This window comes from Leptospira interrogans (assembly GCF_900156205.1).
GTDB lineage: Bacteria > Spirochaetota > Leptospiria > Leptospirales > Leptospiraceae > Leptospira > Leptospira interrogans.
This window is the reverse complement of record NZ_FTNA01000002.1, coordinates 125,487-146,490: the sequence shown is the minus strand read 5'-3', so window position 1 is coordinate 146,490 and position 21,004 is coordinate 125,487. Positions and strand designations below refer to the sequence as shown.

Genomic DNA, 21,004 nt, shown 5'->3' with positions numbered 1-21,004 from the left:
TAATATTTAAGTTAAGGTTTTTTAATTTTTTCTCTATATTTGATTGCGTGTGCAGTTGCTTTCCATCGGATTCGATTCCAAATGACCAATAAAATACTTGTTTCTTCTATTTCAAAACGATAATTGATAATTTCGTCTCCTCCAAGAGCTTTGGATTTATCTAGTAACTCTTTATAACCTGTCTCACCAGTTACCCAGAGTAATAACCAAGAAGTATAAACTCCCTCTGTTTCTACGGTTCCTAAAATTTGAAAATCCTCCGAGTTCAAAATATACTGAGTGTAATTCGTACTCAACCCAGGAACTCGAATATCTCTATAAATACAACTTCCAAATAAAAAAGAAACGATTCCTATAAATAGTATAGTTTTAAATCTCAAAGTTTTCATGAACCTATCTCCTTTATATAAATCCTACAAAAAAACATTATAAATCTCGAATAGATTGATCTTCCAACAATTTACCTTGTAAAGCGAGTTTGATATAATCGATTCCTTTTAGATCGTCGGAATATCTTGGAATTAAATGAAAGTGTATATGTGGAACCATCTCGGAAACGGTTACAGTATAAATTTTAACAGGAGAATGATTTTTATAAATCCAATTTGTGGCAAATTCAAGAGCTTTTCCGAAATCTAAAAAGGATTCTTGAGACCAATCTAAATACGAAGTCCAATGGGAACGAGGTTCTATATAAAGATAACCTTTGAGTTTTTTTTCTTGTTCACTGTGACGTACTGAAAACTCTCCAAATCGAGCTAAAATTTCAGAAGAATCGCAGGACTGATGAAAGTTACAAATAGTACAATCAGACATAGTAAGAACCGAATAGTAGATAAAATCTGTAATGATTTTAGAGATTCTTATCTTGTATAGGAGAAAACGAAATAGCGAACGAATAAAGATCCAATTGTAATAACACAATCTAATTACTTAAATAAGAATCTAACTTGAAATTACCCAGACTTTGAATCCATTTTTTAAATATAGAAACTTTAAGATTTATACGAAGGTTATTTTTTTATAAATGAAATTTATAAAAACGCTTTAAATATTAAAACCTACCAATATAATAATTAATTTCAAGTAAATAGAATATACTCAATTTAGAATTCGATTTAAAATCATATTTGGTATGATTGAAATTCGAATATTCCAGAATTATCTGAATTCGTTTGGAAAAAATAGAATTGTTGAAAAAATCTATATCTACAAAAGATCTTGTTTATTCTTTGTAACAAAAGAAAATTAATTTTTACAACTCTGTGGAAACTATTTTATAGTTACTAATTTCTTTTCAGGAATGAAACAAAAATTTTAGGTGTTACTTAGACTTGATGCTATTCGAATGTATTAAAATAGTATAAAAAGTGAATGGTCGATTTTACCAAAAATGCATAAGTTCTTAAAAATTACGTCAGCCCAAAATTGTTAGTTTTCTGAAGGAAATCCTAGGTTTTTAAACAAGTTCAACATAGTAATTATTTTCATACTTCCAAGTAGTATTAGATATAGATTTTTGTTTTAAAACCTGTAAAAAGACAAAAAGAATCGATTATAAAAATAGTCTATTCGAACCATATTGAAAAATTAATTCTCCATCTGTTTCTATTTTATGGAAACGGGCAATTGAAGCAGTCTTGTTAATCGGAACTAGGGAATTTTTCAACAACTCTAATATAAATATTGCGGTAGAATAATTCCTATTGCACAAATTCGATTATAACAAGTTCGTTTGTAAATTATACGAGCGAAAAAGGCTTGAAACAAAACTTCAAACGTTTGCAATATAAACTCATACAAATATTTTTAGAACTATCAATGTAATTCTATTTAAATTTTTTTAGATGTGGAAACTATTCTGTGCATTTTTAATTTAGAATCTATTGAACAGTTCTAAATAAGATAGAGTTTGAAAGATTAAATAAACATTTTTTTTCAAATTTAAGAAAAAATTAAACTTATAGAATATGAGGTTTTTATGAATCGTCTTTTTTTTGTATTTTTTCTTTTTCTATTTTTGAATCAATCGATAAAAGCAGAAACGTATACAATTACAGAAATAAAAAGATTCTTAAGGGATCCTGCAATTGTAGAAAAATACTGGCTCCTGGAATCAATTCCTGTTTGGCAAAAAGAAGAAGAATCTAGATTAGAAATCTATTTAAAAAAAATACTTTCTACCCAATTACAAAAACAAACTTTCCCTAAAAAAGAGATTCTTAAAACAGAATTCAAAAAAGTTCCAAATCTTGGAGGAATCCGAATTCGAAATCAAAAGTCTACTCTGTTTTCTTTAAAGGATGGATTTCCAAATCTCTCTCAAATTCGTAGTTTTAAAATCCAAGATTATTATATTGATTTTTATTTAGGAAGACAGATAAAAATTTTCCCTGTTGAATTCTTAAAAGCCGGTTTAGTTTGTTCTTTTTATTATTTTTCGGAGGACGAAACTCTTCTTTATTCTCAAGAATCTTCAGAATGGAAAATTACTACAGATAAAACTTTGGGAGAATTGAATTCTTTTTTCAAATTGAAAAGCACATCTTGTAAAGGTTGCGAAAAAATCAGATTGGCAAACGGCACGTTATTCTTCTTTCCTTCTCAATTGACAATTCCCTTTTGGATTCGTCTTGGGATTGGTATTTTGATTTTTATTTTTGCATTAGTGCTTACGTTTTTTTTCTTTCTAAGTTTTTGGATTCGAAATCGAGAAACTCTTCGAAAAGCGATTCAAGCTCAAAAAACATTGGATCAGGAAAAAAAATCGATTCTTTCTCAATAATACTCAAATTTTTGCTATACAAATACTTAGATATATTTTAATTTTGTTCTCAGAAAACCAGGTGACATAAACCTGAGTTTTTGAAAAAAATTGAAATCGATTCATTTTTTTAGATCTCGAAACCTAAATTTGTCCGGATCGGGAGCTATATTAAAAAAAGATCGCCGCTTTTAGATACGCGGTGGCATCGCCAAGAACCGTTAAGGTAGGAGGCAAAAAATATGGGAGAAAGTATCATGAAGAAAGCAAAAGAAGATGCTCCGAGCGTAGATGATTCTAAAAAGTTAGCGATCGAGCAAGCAATGGGCCAAATTGAAAAACAATTTGGAAAGGGTTCGATTATGAAATTAGGATCGGATTCTGCCAAACAAACCGTTCAAGTAATTCCTTCCGGTTCTTTGGATTTAGACATTGCACTGGGTATAGGTGGTTATCCGATCGGTAGAATTGTAGAAATTTACGGACCTGAGTCTTCTGGAAAAACTACTCTCACACTTTCTGCAATTGCAGAGGCTCAGAAAAGAGGTGGTGTGGCTGCGTTTATAGATGCAGAACACGCTTTGGATCCATCTTATGCCAAAAAACTTGGGGTCAATATAGACGAACTTTTAGTTTCTCAACCGGATAATGGAGAAGAAGCATTAGAAATCTGTGAATCTTTAGTTCGAAGTAATGCAATTGATTTAATCGTAATTGATTCTGTGGCGGCTTTGGTTCCCAAGGCTGAAATAGAAGGAGATATGGGAGATTCACACATGGGTTTACAAGCAAGACTCATGTCCCAGGCGCTTAGAAAACTAACTGGTACCATTGCAAAATCCAAAACCGTAGTAATCTTTATCAATCAAATTCGTATGAAAATCGGTGTTATGTTCGGTTCTCCTGAAACTACAACTGGCGGAAATGCTTTGAAATTCTATTGTTCAGTTCGTTTGGATATCCGTAAAATAGAAACGATCAAAGAAAAAGAAGAATCTGTAGGAAACAGAGTACGGGTCAAAGTAGTCAAAAATAAGTGTGCTCCTCCGTTTAAACAGGCTGAATTTGACATAATCTTTAACGCTGGGATTAGCAGAGAAGGTTCTCTGGTTGACCTAGGTGTAAAGCATGATATTATTCATAAGGCCGGAGCTTGGTATTCTTACAATACGGAAAAAATTGGCCAAGGTAAGGAGGCCGCTAAGGAATACTTGAAAAACAACCCTGAAATTGCCTTAACCATCGAAAATATGGTCAGAGATCTAAATTCTCTTCCTTTGTTAGTTCAGGAAAATAATAAAAAATCTCGTAAAGAGGAAAAATTAGAACAGGCCGCAGGCTAAACAAACTGGCTTTCTTTTTAGGAACCCTTGACCGCCGAATGAGAAATCATTCGGCGTTTTTTTTAGTTACAACATTTTACATAGATTAAAATCTTTCTCTAAAGAAACTACGAAGAGAGTTTGTTTTAAATTTTTTATAAGATAAATACGCGGGAGTTCTCACATTTTTTTAAAGAATTTTGTTTTTGTGTGAGTTCCTACATCCTCAAGGTTTAGTACAAAATTCTAAATAACGATTATAGTTAGGATTATGGCAGAGATTAGTATTTTAGGAGCTGGGGGATTAACCGGAAAGGAATTACTTTTACTTTTCTCCCGCCAAAAAGAACATGAAGTAGTTCATATAACAAGCGATAAACTTGCAGGTAAAACAATTTCAGAAGTTTTTCCCGAAGTGTCGTTTCCCAAAAATCTAGTTTTTAAAAAACACGAAGATATTGTTCCTCTAAAATCTTTAGTCGTACTTGCAGTTCCTAATGAAGTTTCTGTGGAATCTGCTCCTAAGTTTTTAGACGCTGGACATAAGGTCATAGACCTTTCTGGAGTTTACAGACTTCATAATCAAGAAATATTAGAAAAATATTATAAACTAAAACATACTCGTTTTAATTATATAAACAGGGCAGTATTTGGTATTCCTGAAATTTTCAGAGATCAATTGAAAAACGCGGATTTTGTTTCTAATCCTGGATGTTTTTCTACCTCTGTGATTTTACCTATATTTTTACTAGGTCAACTTAGAAAAAATCTTAGACCTAGAATTATAGTCGATTCCAAATCAGGGGTTTCTGGCGCAGGAGGAAGGACAGAAGATTCAGGTTATTCTTATACAAGCGTATATGAAAATTTTAGAGCATATAAAATTCTTTCCCACCAACACGAACCGGAAATCCGGGAATATGTTTATTCTAAATCTGGACTTTCCGATCCGGAGGTAATTTTTACTCCTCATTTACTTCCTGTTTATAGAGGGATTCTTTCCACAATCGTATTAGAATTTGATTCTGAACCAGAGCAAGATCTTATTTCTATTTTAGAAAACTCTTCTTTAAATGAACCTTTTATTCGTATTTTAAAAACTCCCGAAGAGATTGAATTAAAAAAGGTGCAACATACAAATTTTCTAGACATTTCGCTTCGTAAAAGAGGAAACACGTTAGTCGTTGTTTCTGCACTGGATAATCTAGTAAAAGGTGCCGCGGGTCAGGCTTTACAAAACATCAATTTAATGACTGGAGCCAAAGAAACCTTGGGGTTACTTCCCTAATCTCTATGGAAAAAACAAGTCTATATCATCTAATCAGAGACGTAGCTTCCGTTTATTCGGATAGGCCCATGTATTGGATTCGAGAAGAATCCGGAGATTTTAGAGGAATCTCTTATAAAGATTGGTATGAAAATCTAAAAAATCTTTCTACATTTCTAATCGATCTAGGAATGCACAAAGGAAATACGGCCGGACTTATCTGTGATAATCGATACGAATGGTCTCTGTGTTCCCTTTCGTTAGTTACGATTGGATGTGTAGATGTACCTCGCGGGTGCGACGCGACAATAGAAGATCTGAAATATATATTAGAACATTCTGAAGCTAAGATTCTTTTTTTAGAAAATGAGAAAGTACTAAAGAAGTTATTAGAAAATAAATCCAGTCTTGCCAAAGTGAAAACGATTCTTCTTATAGACCCTCCTACAAAATGGAAAGACTTAGAAAATTCTCGCGCATTACTTTCCGGAATCCAATTTTTATTTTTAGAAGACGCACTTTTGGAAGGAGAAAAATCTAGAATCAAAAAGGGAGATAAAACTTATGATCAAAGAGGTGAATCTTTAGGCGGAAAAGATTTAGCAACGATCATTTATACTTCTGGAACAACGGGTGCTCCGAAAGGTGTAATGTTAAATCATAGAAGTTTTACCTGGGGAATTCATCAAATCCAAGAATTCATTCCTGGTTCCTACAACGATAGAACCATCCTATTTTTACCGCCTTGGCATATTGCAGAAAGACTTTTAGAAACAACCCTCATTGCCTGGGGAGCTTCAATGGCTTGTTCTTCTATCCCGACGATTCCAGCGGATATGCAAAAAGTAAAACCTACGGTTTTAGTTTCTGTTCCTAGACTTTGGGAGGGTCTTTATAAAAGAATTTATGATACTGTCAGAAAATCCTCTCCTTTCAAACAAAAACTTTTTCACTTTGCGGTTAAAATGGCCGAGATTACCACAAGCCTTCAAGATACAATTCGAGATTCTTATGCTACCACGGAAACAGAAAACCCAAATCAGAAATTGTTAGATCGTTTTATTGCGAGTGTATTTTTACTTTCCTTGGTTCCGATCAAAATCCTTTCCAATAAAATTTTAGAAAGAGTAAGAAATCTATTCGGTGGTAAAATTAGATTCGCGTTATGTGGTGCTGGGGCTATGCCTTCACATATTCAATTTTTTTTTCGAAGTGCCGGAATCCATATCATCGAAACCTACGGAATGACTGAAACGACCGGAATCGGAGCTATTGGTGAATTTCCAATTCCAAAAAATGGAGCCATCGGTGCTCCGTTACCCGGAACCGCAATCAAACTTGTAGGAGAAAACGGTAAAGTTGTTACAACTCCAGGCGAAAAAGGAGTCGCTTGGCACAAAGGTCCTCACGTAACAATGGGCTATTATAAAGAACCTGAAAAAACTTCCAAGGCATTACAAGACGGATGGTTGGATTCAGGAGATATTCTTACTTGGACTCATACTGGAGAATTAAAATTTGCAGGAAGAGCAAAGGATACGATCGTTCTTTCCGGTGGAGAAAACTTAGAACCTGCTCCGATCGAGGCAAAACTTACAGAATCAGAATTTATCAATCAAGTGATCGTAGTTGGTCAGGATCAAAAAAACCTGGGAGTTTTAATTGTTCCTTTTTTTGATCGTGTTCAGGAAGAATTTCAAAACCAAGCAGTAAAAATTCCAAAAGATCCGACTGAGTGGAGTTCTTCCAAAGAAGTCACCACGTTTTTTAAAAACATAGTTAAAGATAAAATTTCCACAAAAGCGGGTTTTAAATCCTTTGAAAAGATCGCTCATGTTCATATACTTTCTAAGGAGTTTGAAAAGGGAAAAGAAATGACAGAGACAATGAAACTCAAACGAAACGTTATTTTTGATTTATATCAAGATGTAATTCAATCTTTGTACGATCATGATGAAGATTAAACTTCCAAAAACCACTCTAATCTGTTCTGCGATCAAAGAAGAAGTAGATCAGATTTTAAAATTAGAAAAATTTACGGTTTTTGTTTGTGGAATCGGAAATTTAGAAGCAGGTTTAAATCTTCAAAGATTTTTATTAGATTGTCTAAATAATAAAAACTTAATATTCCCTACTCAGGTTTTATTTATAGGTTCCGCAGGTGTATACCCTTGGTTACATTCTAATTTTTGGAAAAATAAATTTGGATTTTCGTTTCAGTTTGAAAATCAGGAACTTGCCAAAATAGAAAGAAAAGTTAGAGTTCCAGAAACGGTTCCGGATGAATATGAGTTTTCCCATTCTTTCGAGTTTAAATCCGTAGAAGAAATTTTAATTTCAAAAACGAACGCTACCGGTTCAATCACAATAGACAATGTTTCCGGAAAATCTTTAGAATACTTAAGAGAACACGACTTAGGTTTTGAAAATATGGAATGTTTTGGACTTGCAAAGGTTTGTAATCATTTTCAACTTCCTTTTTATTCTTTTTTTGCATTAACAAATACCGTTGGACCTCTAGGAAGTGAAGAATGGAAATTCAATTATAAAAAGGAATCCGCAAAACTTCAGGAATTTCTTTTATCTTTTTTTCTTTAAGAATTTTTTTCCTGGATAAAATAAATCGTAGATTTCTTCGAGATGTTTTTCTGCTTCTTCTTCTCCTTTGCGAATAATTTCCCTAAACTTATTAAAATCAAAAAAGGAAAATTCTTCTATATGAAGATTGATAAATAAATCCATTTTATCTTTTCTAAGTTTTGTGATCTCCCTTCCTTCTAACGTGATTGCTCTTCCCATAATTTTGAGGATAGGCGGATATTTTAAATCTTCCCAAAGATTCTTAAAAAAAGATTTTCCTGTGATCTTTCTATCTTCTAAAAGTCTTACAATTGCCTCGTCTCTCAGAGGAGAAACATTTACGGATAAAATAATATCTGCTCCTTTTTGTCTAATTAGACTTTCTGGAACGTTATTGATCACTCCCCCGTCTACGAGCAGATGATCTCCGTGAAAGATAGGAGGAAACATTCCAGGCAAACTCATCGCCGCAGCTAACGCTTCCCAGACAGGTCCACGATCCATCACATATTCCTCTCCACTATGAAGATCTACTGCGGATGTTACAAAAGGGATTTTTAAGTCTTCAATCAGCGTCGAACCGAACGCTTGTTTCAACATTCGAATCATTTTTTTACCTTTAAAAAAGGAAACAAGTGGAATTGTAGGATCAAAAGGTTTGTCCAATCCTCCAAAAAATTTATAGATCATTTTATAGATCGTTTCCGTATTTTCTCCACGAGCATACAAGGCTGCAATTACTGCTCCAAAAGAAGCTCCAGAAACCACGTCGACTTTAATATTCTCTTTTTCTAATGCTTTTAAAAGCCCGACATGTGCAAGAGCTCTTGCCCCTCCCCCTCCTAAAGCGAGTCCTCTCATTCTGGACACAAGATATCTAGAGAAAGTTTCTTCTTTATGAAATATTTTTTGATGTTTTACACTGTCTTCTGGTCGTATAGAATTGACGGAATCTACATAACGAATCGTTCTTCCCGCAAAATTACGGATTCTAGATCGGAAATAAGATATAATTTCAGTTTTTTTCTTTTGGTTACGTTCTGGATTATCTTCCCAAAAAACAATCTGATCCGCTTGCAAAAGTAGTTTATCAAATTCAGGTTTTAAACCTACTTGTTGAAAATATAAATGAATAATTGGAAATTTATTTCTGAGTAAGGATAATTTTCGAATTGCGTCTTGTAGGCTGACCTTTTCGAAGGACTCCATGGGAACTAAAGTCATCTTTCCAACGTGGGAATAACCTCCTATCTCAACGATCGCATCTAACTTTTCTTTATAACCTTGTACTTCTTCCAAAGGAACATGACAAATCATCCTTCTGGGAAGGGATGTTATTTTATTATCTGGTTCTAGATGTTCTCTAAATCGATTGCTCATCAAACGAATTAAATTTCCGGAAAGAATTGGTTCTTTTTGGGCTAGCTCTAAAAAAAAATGTCCATCCAAAACATAAAGTAAAGTATCCATCACAGCAATCGCAGAACCTGCGTGTTGTGTTCTGGTCATGAGACTATTTTCTGCAAAAAATTCTCCCTCACCCAAATACTTTACTGATTTTCCAGATTCTCCGAAAGTAAGCATTACCTCGCCATGTCTGACTATAAAAAGTTTATCTGAAATATCTCCTCTATAATAGATTACATCATGATTATATATGTTTCTTTCTTCGATATTTTGATAAATACGAGTTAGAACAGCTGGGGATAATTTTTGAAACAAAGATATTCCAGAAAGAAACTTTAAAATTTCGGGATGAATTTTTCGTGCCATAAAACTCAAATGACTCTATTTTAATAAGACGAGAAAGTAAAGAATTTCTCAATAGATCATTCTACAATCACGTTTCTTGATGCGCTTTTCTCTTGATTTTCTGGCTTGTCGTCCAATGTTATACACAATGGCTTTACAAGCGAACTCCGTCGTATCCATTTTCAGACAATCCGTGGTAAACTGGCATAATAAAGAAACGGCCAACCCTTTTCCACCTGACAGTGTAGAGTCGATTCTTTATAATAAAAATCAAATTGATACAATCCAGTGGCACGTAGAAGATGAAATCCGCAGACCCGATTTGCCGGATAAAGAATTAGTCGGTTTTAAAAGACAAATTGATAAACTCAATCAGGAACGAACTGATCTAGTAGAAATTTTAGACGATCGTATTTCTTCCGAATTTCAAAACGTTCCTAAAAAATTTGGAGCCAGAATGAATTCGGAAACTCCAGCTTGGTTGATAGATCGAATGAGTATTTTAGAACTCAAAATCTATCACATGGAAGAACAAACTCAGAGAAAGGACGTAAATGAAAATCATATTCTCGCTTGTAAACGTAAACTTGAGGTACTTTTAGAACAAAGAAAAGATCTTTCCCAATGTTTGGATGAACTTTTGGAAGATTTAAAAAACGGTGATAAATTCTATAAAGTTTATCGTCAGATGAAAATGTATAACGATCAAAATTTGAATCCTTCTCTTTATTCTAAAAAATCATGAATTTATTAGTCATGAGGTTTTCTGCCATGGGGGACGTCGCTCTTATGGCACCTGCAATCATAGCAATCGCGGCAAAATATACAAATATCCAACTTACTATTGTTACACGAGGAAATTACGCTCCTTTCTTTTATAATATTCCAAATGTAAACGTAGTTGGTTTTAATTTAAAACGGTATCGGGGAATTTTAGGTCTTTATAGACTTTTCCTGGAAATCAATAAGTTAGGCCCTTACGAAAAAGTAATCGATCTTCATTCTTCCGTTCGTTCCAGATTGATCAGCCTTCTTTTTTCCATTCGCGGAATTGGAGTATTTCGGATCGTAAAAGGAAGAAAAGAAAAACTCAGACAAATTCGTCAGAAGAAAAAAATCCTTACTCCCCTTCCTCATACAGTAGACCGTTATCTCAAAGTTTTTGAACACGCTGGTTACCCCGCTTCTGCAAGAAAAGGTCCTTGGATCAACGTAGATCCAGAATCCAAAATATTCGCAAAGGAATTTTTCGAATCTCAGAATATTCAAAAAAAAGAAAGTCTTTGGATTGGCTTTGCTCCGTTTGCAGGCCACGCCCTAAAAGAATGGTCTAGGGAAAAAAGTAAAACTCTACTTAAACTTCTTTTAGATGAATTTACTGGGGTCAAAATTTTTCTTTTTGGTTCTAAAGAAGAATCTAAAATTCTTTCGCAGTGGGGACAAGGTCTTGAGGAATCCGTTAAAATAGTTTCTGGAGGTAAGTTGGGAATCCGAGGTGAATTAGGAATTATGGAAAGAATGGACGTAATAATAGGTATGGATTCGTCTAACGTTCATATAGCGGCGCTTCTCAAAAGACCCGTGATCGGAATTTATGGAACCACACATCCCTATTCCGGTTTTGCTCCTTTTGGTCAAGAAGATTCAGGAGTATTACAAATAGATCATTTACCTTGTAGACCTTGTAGTATCTACGGAAACACCACTTGTTACCGAAAAGATTTTGCTTGTATGGAATGGATTCAGCCCGAAGATGTAATTAAAAGAATCCGAGTCGTTTATAACATAAACACTTTGTTTTAATAGATCTGAATTTTTTACACGCTCTGTTTTTAGCGTAAATTCACTGTTAAAAGATTTGTTTTATAAAACCTGATTTTTCTGTAAAAATAAAATGTAGTAACTACCGCAAACATCTATATTTTACGATTAAATTTTGAAAAATTCCATAGTGAAGATTTGTAAAATTGCTTCAATTGTCCATTTCAATACAACGAAAACAGATCAAGAATTAATTTTTCAACAACTCTATTTTATTTTTCTTACATTGTTTGTCGCAACACGCACTTTATAAAAGTATAATATTTATTTAGTCCGCCCACAAATTGAATTTGCAGTAAAAGGCCGTTTTGACGTTTCTTCGGATTCACAAACGGTTTTAGTAAAATTTAAATTTATAATGAATCGTAAAAAAATATTTCAAAAATCTTCTGTTTATTTTGAATAAGTTTTATATGTATTTATTCAAAATATCTTAAGAACTGATCCAAAGGGTCTGGAAGGGAAAAAAGCATATTGATAAGTGTATTTCTTTTTTTCTTATTTTTAACGCTAGCGATCGTTTTATAAACTTCTTCCATTTTATCTACACACGAGTTCATTTCATGACTTTTAGAGATTTTGAGGGACTCTTTCGAAAATTTTTCATAAAGAACCGGATCTTTTAAAATCGAAATCGCTTTTTCGGCAATTCCCTTTATGTCAAAAGGTTTTGCAATATATCCGTTTTTTCCATCGTGAATGAGTTCCGGAATTGCAAAAGAATCCACTCCTACCGCAGGAAGTCCACAGGCCACAGATTCTAAAATTACAAGTCCTTGTGTTTCCATTGTAGAAGCGGTCAAAAATAAATCGTACTTAGGGTATTCTTCCGGAAGTTGTTCCCTTTTGATAAAACCAGTGAAAGTCACAAAGTTTTCCACTCCTAAATTCTGAGCCTGTACTTTCAAAGAAGGAAGTGCCGGGCCATCTCCGATGATCGTAAGTGTGGAATCTGGAATTTCATCATGAATCAATTTGAATGAATTTAAAATTACATCGCAATTTTTTTCGTAAGAAATTCTTCCTACGTGTAAAAGTTTAGGTGCAGAACCCAGTTGTTTTATGCTTCCCTTGAAGCTAGTCAAATCGAGTCCATTGGATATAACCGCAATTTTAGTTTTTAAACCGAATTCGCGGAGTTGTTTTTCAATCAAATGAGAAGGTGAAATGATAAGATCACAACGTTCGTAAATATTATTTGAAATTTTAAGAATGATCTTTTTGCGTATATTAAATTTATCAAATTTTTCTATCTTTCCTAGATCTTTCATCTTTAACTTTTTATTCGATTTACTAACTCTTAAAAAAAGTTTATCTAATTTTAAAAGTCTATAGAAGGAAAGATACATTTCTTGTTCGGACATCAAAGTATGATATGTTCCGATTGTAGGAATTCCGTATTTTTCAGTCGCATTAATTCCATAAAGACCCAACAAACCAGGAGTATGAATATGCACCAGATCCGGTTCAAACTCCTTAATGATCCTTTTGATTTTAGTGGGAGAAGGAAGAACCACTTTAATGTCAGGATAACTTGGTAGGTAACCGCTTCTAAATCTTTCGACCCGAATTCCATCTCCTAAGGAATCGAAATCCCCTTCTCCGTATTTAGGACAACAAATTGCAAAGGTATGACCTCTTTTTGCCAGAAGATCTGCGAAATTTCTCATAGAAATTGCAACACCGTCCACCTTCGGAAGAAAGGTATCAGAAAAATAAAGAATTCTCATTAAAGATCTCCCTCGTTACAGGATTCATTAAAATCCAAAGTTACCCTTTGGGTGGAAATAAATATCGAATTTACAATTCCCAGGTTTTATAAAATCTGGGTTTCAATCGATTAGAGAAGATGTCCGAACGTCTTAGAAAAATCACTCTTTTTTTATTTTGCTCAAGTATCATAGCAATTGGCCTATCCGTATCTATCAGCCAAGGATTTTTAGTACTCGCTTTTTTATTTTCTCTATTCTCATCAAAAACTTCCGGATTTTGGAAAGAACCTATCATTTTGATCGGATTTTTATTTTTCAGTTGGTATCTAGGTGATTTTTTAATTCATTCTTTTAGAGAAGAAAATTTTAAAATTTACTCTAAAACAGCATTTAACTCAGAACTTAAGGATATTTTTCTTTTTATCGGTTTATTACTATCTTGGAATTTAAGAAAAGAAGAACTTCCCACTGTTCTCAAAGCTCTAAACGTGTTGTTTTGGGTTCTACTTGTAACTGGTTTTATTTCTAGTTTTTCTCCGGTTAGACTTTCCAGACTTATCAGCGATTTATATAGAGAATCTTCTAATTGGAAGTTTACACATCCAATGGGCCAAATTGGCGGAGTATCCATTTATCTACCAATCGGTTTGATGAATACGCATCTAACCTTCGGAGGACTTCTACAGTTCTTTTTTACGATGCCTATTTTTCTTTTTTTGAAATCCTTATTTGATAAAAATTTCAAAAAAGCAGGAATTTACGGGATCATACTTTTGTTTTTTCTTTATGTAGTTTTTTTAAATAATGCCAGATCATCTTTGTTAGGTGGTCTATTTTCTTCTACTACCGCATTGATTGTGTTAGGTGTTATTCGTAAAGAATTACCTTTTACAAAAATTATTCTTTTTACAATTGGGATTTTTACTTTTTTACTTTTTGTAGGAATTGGACTTTCATTTACACAAGCAGGACAAAAAATCACGGATCCTCTTTTTGGAAAAGAAAAACATACAGACGCAGGAAGAGCGTTTATTTGGGACTCTACATTTCCTTTGATCGAGAAAAACCCGTTTACCGGAGTTGGTCCGGGCAATTATAATCGAGAAATTGGAAAGTCTAGAATCGAACATTCCGAAGAATACAGAGAACTTTATTATTTTTATGAAACGACTCAAAGAGGACACGCGCACAACGACTATTTTCACCTTTTAGCCGTTTTTGGAATTCCATCCTTTTTACTTTTTCTTTTATTAGGAACTGAGTTATACCGTAGATTGATAACTACAAAACTTTCCTATGAACATTCTTTGTATTTTTTTGGTTTATCTGGATTTTTTATTTCAGGGTTATTCCAATGTTATTTTCAAGACGACGAAGTAGTGATTTTATTTTGGATTCTTTGTGGGCTTTTTTTAAGGCTTTCAAAAAATCAATCTGATTTCGTTGAAGTGGCTTAAACACAGCTTTTTTCCCTGTTTCAATTTTATTTTTTTTGTTCATTTTATGTTTTACTGATTTTTATAAAATTGAGTAGTGCAAACTTTTAGTACAAGATTATGTTTTAATACAAAATGTTAGTATTTTTGTATATAGGCATTAGTAATATCTATAACAATACGTTCCCAAATTATTAACTTGATTGATTGGAACTTTCTCAGCTGGTAAATACTCTTTAGACAGAAAAACACTTTCTCTAAAAGAAATAATTTCGTGAATCAATTCTGCATATTCTATTCCTTTTTTTGAATATTCGTGAAAACAAAATGCAAGAAACAAAGAATCATATTCAAAAAATAAAATTCCCTCGGTAGAATTAGGAACAACCGAGATAGAGTTTTCAGAAGTATTCCAAGGGATACGAATTGGCCCGTTTCCTCTTTGATAAAGGAAAATAGAATTCGGATTATTAAATTCTTCCAGACTATTTGGAAATAATAAATTTCCAGACTGAATGGAATAAAATATCGGCATAAATAAATAGACAGGTTTTCTTTCAAAATCTGGTAAAAAATCTTCGGATATACGTTCCGAAGAAATAAACATTAAGTTTCCTTTTTTAGATCTTAGAATTCCGTTTTCTCTAAAACGCCTTGTTTGAACTGGATGATTGGTTTTTTTTCCGGAAAATCCGCTACTAGAAGAACTAAAATCAGAAACTTCCTTACAAAATTCTGTAGGAGAAAAATCATATTCTAAAATAGAAGTAAAAAATGATTTTCCGGATTCTAAATAAAAAGATTCCTCTTTTGAATTATCACTTCTACAAATTGTCTGTTCTACCGAAATTGAATCTTCAGAATAACCAAAAAAAACTTGATTAGAAACTTCTTCCACATGAAACGGAATTGGTTTATACGGAATTGCGTTCCATCGAATTCGTTCCCATTCTTTTGAGTAAGAGTCGATCAAGTATGGATCTTTTGTCTTAAAAAGAATTTCACGGTTGTTATCTCTGGCGCTGATAGAAAAGTTATACGAACCTGAAATTAAAACCTGATCATCCAATATCATTGTTTTATGATGTAATAAACCTCCTTTTCCAAAAGAATCTAAAGAAATAGTTTCTTCGTTTCCGTCTCCCGCAATTTCAGAACTCGGGTTCCTAAAAACGTTCGCTAAAAATTTTCCTTCCGTGTCCACAGGAGAATCATAAATACCTTTTACTTTTATACCTTTAAGGTCAGCCAAAGCCAATCTGGAAGTCAAAACGGAATCAAAATGATCAAAGATCAAATATTTAATTTCGCTTTGTGAATGGTCCACTTCTCTTAAAATAAGATTTTGAATCAATCTTCCTTTTGCAGGAGAAATATAAAATTCAAAAGGAGGAATGTTCAGAGAAACAAATTTTTCTTCTAAAAAAGAATAAAAATTTTCTATTTCAGAATCGAATAGATCAAAAGAAACATAACCGTTTAAATCGTTTTCTAAACCGTACCATGTGAAATTTCCGGAACCTAAAAAAACTTTTTTACGATCTACAATGAGTATTTTAGAATGTTGTAAACCTGATTTTTCCCATTTCCGAAACCACCCCAGGCTTTTTAATTCGAGAGGGTATTCTTTTTCCGGATCTGCAAGTATTTGAATTGTAACTCCTCGTGCATTTGCATTTTTCAAAGCGTCCAAAATTTCTAGATCATCGAAGGAATAAATCCAAAGGTCGATTGAAAATTGAGAACTCTCTATAAGTTTTAAAATTTTATCCCTTACATTCCTTTTTTTGAAAGCAGGAACAAAACGTCCTGAAAACGAAAAATGAGTTTCTACTTTTCGTAATCTTCCCCACTCTAACCAAAATAAGTCAGAATCATTTTGATTGGAACAAGCAGCTAAACAAATAAAAATTAAAATATATAAAGAAAGCTTTAGAATCATAAGACGACTCCAGAAGAAATTTGAAAAAACATTTCTTTTTTAGAATTTTCTAAATCACTCCAGGAACCACCCAGCGAAAGTTTCCAATAGTAAAAATTAAATTTAGAGTTTTCAGAAGGTACATAAATCCAAGTTTGAATCAAAAATTCTCTGAGAAAATCTTTTCTAAAACTATCTCTGGAAACAGTAAGCGCTCCGGAGTTTCCTTTTGTGTCCGAAAGAAAAAAGTAAGAAGCCATATAAAAACGAAATCGCATTAATGATTCTTGATATTCTAGATTAATACCAGTCCAAGCAGATTGACGTTTTCCACCTTGAATTCCGGATTGTTTTTCCAAACCTTTTTCCGTAATCCAAGCAGAAGGATAAAAATCCAGACTTTGATTTGTACTAAATACAGGAGAAGGAGAAGAACCAATTCCTATAAAACCTAATTCCAGAATCTCTCCGTTTTCACTTATTTTATCTCGATCCGGAAGAAAACCAAAGACATCAAATTTCCAAAAATTTCGAGAGGCACCAAAAGAAATCAAAACGGCTTCTCCTGAAATAGGAATCATACTTGTATTTCTAATTCGATTCCAACCAGTTTTATCCTGTCCTCTAACTAAAATCCCAGATAAAAAACAATAAAACCAAACGTATTTAATTTTAAACTCTATCGTAGAATGAGTGAGATAATCCCTATCTCCAGAAGAAACGTTTTCAATATTTAAGTCATTTGTATATCTACCCCAATTTTGAAGATTTAAATATTGAAAACGAAATCCGGTTTCTAAAAACGTAAAATCGTAACGATAACTAATTCCACCTCTATAACGATTTTTGAATGTATTTGAAAAAGAATTTTTGGCGTCAATTTCACCAATAGGTTTTTTTGTGTTTAAAATTTCATTTTTAAGTCCGTTCTTATCAAAAACGGAATAACCAGAATAAAAATCAAACAAATCAAAACGAACACGTCCTGATTTACCCAAGTCAGCTTTGACTGAAATTCCATCTGTTCCATCTAACCAATCCGTAAACGCAGATGTTTTAAATTCCTCCCGAACTCTTCCAAAAATTAAAAAAACGTTATCTTTTTTAAGTTCTAAAAATAAATTTTTACCTGCAAAAAAGTATGCCTTAGATTCATTAGAAGCACTTAAATCAGCCTCTAATTGAATTTTCAAATCGGATGTTTTTAAACTTTGATTGATTCCTGAATGAAATAAAAATGAGTTCATTCTCAATTCTTTATGAATTTTTTCTTTCTCTAATTCGGAAAGGTTCTCAGTTTTTTGAATCGTTGCCAATCCCCAGCCCATCCAAGAAATTTGAGTCCAACCTTTATTTTTTTCCGAAGAGTAAATAGGAAAAAACATTATAAAAAAGGAATATATGAAAATTTTTTTCATAAACGTTCCTTCTTTTTAATTTCATAATCGGAAATAGAATCTCCAGTTCGATTTTCTTTAAGAAGAATCAGATCGTCTGTTTCTGCATCAATTGCAAACGGAAACGGAGAAAGTTGATTCCCATAACTGTGAATATGAAATAGAACACCTTGAATTTCCTGGAATAAATCTAACCCTTCGTTTTTACCAATTCCATTTCCAATGGTGTTCGTTTTATCGATTGTAAAAATTTTACGAAATGTAACAGAACTAAATGGAACGGATTCGTTTTTAAAATTCGGAGAAAGAACATAACCACATTCTCCGGAATTCAAAAAACGGTCTCCAAACGACCAAGTAAACGTAGAAGGATTAAAATCATTCCAGCCGACTGGAAGATTGTTTCCGAAACGAAATGAATATTCAACCAAACGATCTGCAGAAGAACTGTCTCTAATTTCTAAACTGCGAATGTCAACAGAACCCGAACCTAAATTGCAGATCGAAAACCATTCGTTAGTTGTTACGGAGGGATTTGGATAAATACCTGAAATTAAAATTCCAGACGACCCTGGAATTCCTATAAGCCCTTCTCCTCCTAACGGAATCAGATAGGTCATTGAGTTTTTTAGAATATCTGTATTTTCTAAAATTTTAATATACAATTCACTCCATAAACTTAAAAATTTAGAAACGTTTAGATGAATCGAAAAATTCGGCTGATATTTAAACGTTTCGATGACCCCTGCCTGATTCTGGGTAAAATTGAAACTGATCCAAGGGTCTAAAATAGAATTTAAATTTTCTGAATATTCTTTATACAAAAATGGAAATGTTCTATTTTCATATCCCGGACTTGCTTCCGTGCCTACACAACTAGATTTACGTTCTAAAGAATCAGAAAGAGCGCTGTTTTTCCAAACGCTTTTACCGGACAAAGTTTTTACTTTAATCACGGACCTTCTCAATTTTTGAGAAGTGGAATTGATCCCCATAGAATCCCAAATAACCCAATCACTCCCGTTTTTTTCATCAGTGGAAAGAAGTCTGATTTTTCCTATATTCGATAAATTGAATTCAGGAACGATCCAAGTCTCCACATTTGGAAAACAAATCAATTTACCGATGGAAAAAACGTTTTTTCCTGGTTGTAAAGAAGTTAAAAAGCGATAACTTTTTGTTCCTGAAATAATTTCTAAAATTTGAGAAGAAGCAGACCCGGAATCTATTTCTATAAACCGATCCGCGCTTATGGAAGAATTTCCATCATAAGAACCCATCCAAGAAATTTCAGAAACTTCCGCAACTTTGTTCCAAGAAGAATCTGAAATTTCAGTTCTTTTACCTGGACTCATAAAATGAAAATCAGATATTTCGGAGAGAAAAGAATCAGAAGTAATTCTAGGATGTGGAATTTTGATTCCGTTTCGAAATAAAATTGAAAAAACGGAACCATCGATTCTTTTTAAAATTGGAGTTTCTAAAAAACCGTTGGAAAGAATTTTTATTTTTTTAGAAATTCTATCCTTTAGAAAAATAGTATTTTTATATTCAAAATCCTTTAAATCTACTTGAGAAAGTAAAATTTCTCCTTTGATAAAATCTCTTTTTCCTAAGGTTAAAATTTCCCCCGGTTTTAGAATTTTTGTATCCAACCAAATCGGAATTTCTTTTTCTCCGCTTTCTAAGGATAAATAGTTTGGGTTGCATATATTATTTCCAAAATATTCTAAATCTATAAATTTATGTTTAGAATTTAATTTTCCATCCAAAAATAGACCGGTAAGATTAGCTTCTTCAATTTGAAAATTATCTAAATTACAAAAACTTAAATTACTTTCAGAGTTTAGATCTCCAGTTTCGTTAGAAAACGAAAAACCTGGATTCATACAAAATCTTTTTAAAGAATTAGAAACAAAAAAATCGGAACAGGTAGAATAAAAGTCATTCTGAGAAGAATAATATCTTTCTCCTTCTAAAAAATTTTTTTCTGAATTTTTATAAATCTGTAGTATTTCTTTGGACTTTAAAGTTAAATTTCCCTTTTTCTTTAAATCCAACCAAGAAAAGTAACTCAACTCTGAACCCGGAAGAACACTTCCAGATTCGGTTTTAAGAATAGTTTCTCCCGGAATTAGAAATTGAGTTCCAGAAAATATAGAATAAGATCCGGAAATTGTTTCTAATTCTAAATCTTGAAAACAAATGGGTTCTTTTTTAGAATTCGAAAATTCTAAAAATCTTCCCACAGAAGATTCAGTTCCACCAAAAACTTCGCTTAAAACGGGAAGATCGTTTTTACATAGATTTATAATATTTAGATTTTGTTTTTGAATTTGAGAAAAAAAATCGGTGAGCACAGATTCGTTACCTGGAATTTCCAGGACCAACGAACTTGTAAAACTTACAAAATCTCTAGAAGAAAAAAGAATCCTAACTTTTCCTTTCGTAGCCAAAACGCTAAAACCCATAAAAGAGTTTGTAGAATGAGGTCTTAAGATAGAATTTTCAGAAAAGACACTGATCCAATTTGTTTCCGGAAATTTTTCCTTTTTTAACATTCGATCCAATTCCTTAGAACCGGAAAGAACAAACCAATCTTTGTTTATATCTTCTAAAAGATTCTTATTTAATTGAATACTTATGCTGGCTTGATCATATAAAGAATAATCTAAAAATTCTGGTTCTAAACCTGAATTCTGATGTGTACTCCAGAAATTTAAAATATTCTGTAATTCTAATTCTGTATTTCCGTTTTGATCCGGAAAACAAACGGATATTCCAAAAACAGAAACCGTCCCGCTAAACAAACATACAATTCCAGGAGCAGTATGTATTTTAACGCTTGGATTTTTCCATTCTTCCAGGATTTCTTTTTGAATTTCTTGATTGAAGGTATTTTCGGGTTCGTAGAAAAATTTAAATTCTCCTACATTTGTAATCGGAAATAAAAACGCAGAATTTCCTTTTCCACGGCAAGAATCGAGTGTAAAAAGAAGAAACGAAGCTACAAAAACGAATTTGAATTTCAT

16 protein-coding genes are annotated in these 21,004 nt (G+C 32.8%); 8 read left to right on the top strand and 8 right to left on the bottom strand.

What is annotated here, in order from left to right; translation table 11 throughout:
- Positions 1-11 precede the first annotated feature (11 nt).
- Both BW942_RS02250 and BW942_RS02245 read right to left on the bottom strand, forming a co-directional pair.
- Positions 12-389 (bottom strand): LIC11742 family lipoprotein, encoded by a 378-nt coding sequence (locus tag BW942_RS02250; RefSeq protein ID WP_000854884.1) that lies wholly within the window; start codon positions 387-389, stop codon positions 12-14.
- Positions 390-426: 37 nt separating this feature from the next.
- On the bottom strand, positions 427-816 hold the full coding sequence (locus BW942_RS02245) for an HIT family protein (RefSeq protein WP_001278382.1): 390 nt from the start codon (positions 814-816) through the stop codon (positions 427-429).
- A gap of 1,165 nt (positions 817-1,981) precedes the next feature.
- On the opposite strand from BW942_RS02245, the gene BW942_RS02240 reads away from it, so the two are divergent.
- The 5 genes from BW942_RS02240 (at position 1,982) to BW942_RS02220 (ending at position 7,951) form a co-directional block, all read left to right on the top strand.
- Positions 1,982-2,785: a hypothetical protein gene (locus tag BW942_RS02240; RefSeq protein ID WP_001080755.1), complete on the top strand. Its 804-nt coding sequence runs from the start codon at positions 1,982-1,984 to the stop codon at positions 2,783-2,785.
- A gap of 221 nt (positions 2,786-3,006) precedes the next feature.
- Positions 3,007-4,107, top strand: coding sequence for a recombinase RecA (gene recA / locus BW942_RS02235; protein WP_017861766.1), 1,101 nt, complete (start codon positions 3,007-3,009; stop codon positions 4,105-4,107).
- 250 nt (positions 4,108-4,357) lie between these two features.
- The gene (argC, locus tag BW942_RS02230; RefSeq protein ID WP_000808030.1) at positions 4,358-5,374 is read left to right on the top strand and encodes an N-acetyl-gamma-glutamyl-phosphate reductase; all 1,017 of its coding nucleotides are present in this window, start codon (positions 4,358-4,360) and stop codon (positions 5,372-5,374) included.
- A 5-nt stretch (positions 5,375-5,379) separates the two neighbouring features.
- Positions 5,380-7,317 (top strand): long-chain fatty acid--CoA ligase, encoded by a 1,938-nt coding sequence (locus BW942_RS02225; RefSeq protein WP_000416252.1) that lies wholly within the window; start codon positions 5,380-5,382, stop codon positions 7,315-7,317.
- Positions 7,307-7,951, top strand: coding sequence for a nucleoside phosphorylase-I family protein (locus BW942_RS02220; protein WP_000694669.1), 645 nt, complete (start codon positions 7,307-7,309; stop codon positions 7,949-7,951). The genes BW942_RS02225 and BW942_RS02220 overlap by 11 nt, the downstream gene beginning before the upstream one ends.
- Here BW942_RS02220 and BW942_RS02215 read toward each other — a convergent pair.
- Positions 7,934-9,706: a patatin-like phospholipase family protein gene (locus BW942_RS02215; protein ID WP_000101415.1), complete on the bottom strand. Its 1,773-nt coding sequence runs from the start codon at positions 9,704-9,706 to the stop codon at positions 7,934-7,936. The genes BW942_RS02220 and BW942_RS02215 overlap by 18 nt on opposite strands.
- A 127-nt stretch (positions 9,707-9,833) precedes the next feature.
- Here BW942_RS02215 and BW942_RS02210 point away from each other — a divergent pair, with 127 nt between their 5' ends.
- Complete coding sequence (locus BW942_RS02210; RefSeq protein WP_001207830.1) at positions 9,834-10,430, top strand: DUF4254 domain-containing protein; 597 nt, start codon at positions 9,834-9,836, stop codon at positions 10,428-10,430.
- Positions 10,427-11,488, top strand: a complete 1,062-nt coding sequence (locus BW942_RS02205) for a glycosyltransferase family 9 protein (protein WP_001051003.1) — start codon at positions 10,427-10,429, stop codon at positions 11,486-11,488. The genes BW942_RS02210 and BW942_RS02205 overlap by 4 nt, the downstream gene beginning before the upstream one ends.
- A gap of 437 nt (positions 11,489-11,925) precedes the next feature.
- Here BW942_RS02205 and BW942_RS02200 read toward each other — a convergent pair whose 3' ends face one another.
- Both BW942_RS02200 and BW942_RS22045 read right to left on the bottom strand, forming a co-directional pair.
- Positions 11,926-13,236, bottom strand: a complete 1,311-nt coding sequence (locus BW942_RS02200; RefSeq protein WP_001222086.1) for a glycosyltransferase — start codon at positions 13,234-13,236, stop codon at positions 11,926-11,928.
- Positions 13,237-13,306: 70 nt separating this feature from the next.
- Positions 13,307-13,513 carry a hypothetical protein gene (locus tag BW942_RS22045; protein WP_001980200.1) on the bottom strand — a complete coding sequence of 69 codons (207 nt, stop codon included), beginning with the start codon at positions 13,511-13,513 and terminating at the stop codon, positions 13,307-13,309.
- On the opposite strand from BW942_RS22045, the gene BW942_RS02195 reads away from it, so the two are divergent.
- Entirely contained in the window at positions 13,413-14,675 is a 1,263-nt protein-coding gene (locus tag BW942_RS02195; RefSeq protein ID WP_390888614.1) for an O-antigen ligase family protein, read from the top strand. The two genes, BW942_RS22045 and BW942_RS02195, sit on opposite strands and share 101 nt — an antisense overlap.
- A gap of 139 nt (positions 14,676-14,814) precedes the next feature.
- On the opposite strand, the gene BW942_RS02190 is transcribed toward BW942_RS02195, so the two are convergent.
- Genes BW942_RS02190 through BW942_RS02180 form a run of 3 tightly spaced genes read right to left on the bottom strand, consistent with a single transcriptional unit; the run spans position 14,815 to position 21,004 of the window.
- Positions 14,815-16,596, bottom strand: a complete 1,782-nt coding sequence (locus tag BW942_RS02190; protein ID WP_000601250.1) for a phospholipase D-like domain-containing protein — start codon at positions 16,594-16,596, stop codon at positions 14,815-14,817.
- Entirely contained in the window at positions 16,593-17,993 is a 1,401-nt protein-coding gene (locus BW942_RS02185) for an LA_2168 family protein (RefSeq protein WP_000718083.1), read from the bottom strand. Before BW942_RS02185 ends, BW942_RS02190 begins: the two co-directional genes overlap by 4 nt.
- Positions 17,990-21,004 carry an LIC11755 family lipoprotein gene (locus BW942_RS02180; RefSeq protein ID WP_000669302.1) on the bottom strand — a complete coding sequence of 1,005 codons (3,015 nt, stop codon included), beginning with the start codon at positions 21,002-21,004 and terminating at the stop codon, positions 17,990-17,992. The genes BW942_RS02185 and BW942_RS02180 overlap by 4 nt, the downstream gene beginning before the upstream one ends.